The sequence below is a fragment of the Escherichia sp. WS1450 genome, from assembly GCF_046487395.1.
Taxonomy (GTDB): Bacteria; Pseudomonadota; Gammaproteobacteria; order Enterobacterales; family Enterobacteriaceae; genus Escherichia; species Escherichia coli.
The window spans coordinates 1-644 of record NZ_JBJQJO010000157.1 but is presented as its reverse complement, the minus strand read 5'-3'; the positions used below and the strand labels follow the sequence as shown (position 1 = coordinate 644).

The 644-nt window shown below is 49.8% G+C and carries 1 protein-coding gene and 1 pseudogene; one reads left to right on the top strand and one right to left on the bottom strand.

Annotated elements, in window-relative coordinates:
* Positions 1–89: 89 nt before the first annotated feature.
* Positions 90–218: pseudogene (locus tag ACJHYR_RS28105) on the top strand (tail fiber assembly protein); the annotation flags it as partial.
* Here the strand turns inward: ACJHYR_RS28105 and ACJHYR_RS28100 are convergent.
* Positions 190–594, bottom strand: a complete 405-nt coding sequence (locus ACJHYR_RS28100; RefSeq protein ID WP_016240464.1) for a tail fiber assembly protein — start codon at positions 592–594, stop codon at positions 190–192. The pseudogene ACJHYR_RS28105 and the gene ACJHYR_RS28100 overlap by 29 nt on opposite strands.
* Positions 595–644: the final 50 nt, after the last annotated feature.

Below are 644 nucleotides of genomic sequence, written 5' to 3'. Positions count from 1 at the left end.
AGCGTTGTATCGTAGTATTCAACTGGCACAATTGAAGAGACAGGCCTCTGCGCAGTTGTACCATATAACAAAGATGTCAACGGAGAAGTGCAGGCCGCAAACTGACTGATGATGAAAAAACGCGGCTGAATGCGGTACTCGACTACATCGACGCAGTGACAGCAGTTGATGCTGACGCTGCGCCTGATATCAACTGGCCCGCTCCCCCGGTTGCGTAGGCCACTCTATTTCGGGTGCCGCTGAGGTATCAACACGGTTCAGCAGTACCCTGTATTTTTTCCACGCCAGCAGTAACGCCTGTTCATCGTCTGTCACCATTTCCAAATCAACGGCATCCTGCAGCGGTGCTATTGCGTTATTTGCTACGGTCAGTAGTGCTGATTTCTGCAGCTCAGCCTCCGCAACTAACGCGTTGTGAGAGCGTTCTGGGGGAGGTGGCGCGGTAAATACTCCGTCTGAATATGACCAACCGATGCCAGCATCGCCGTTTAACGGAACTAAATTACCAGCCTCTGGTTTCCATTCAGAAATTCCGTCCCAGATAATGACATTAATAACAACGTTATTATCAACAACTGCATAGATATCATTCATTTACATGTACTCCCGAATTACCAGCACGCCATTAGCTCCGTGCCCGCCAC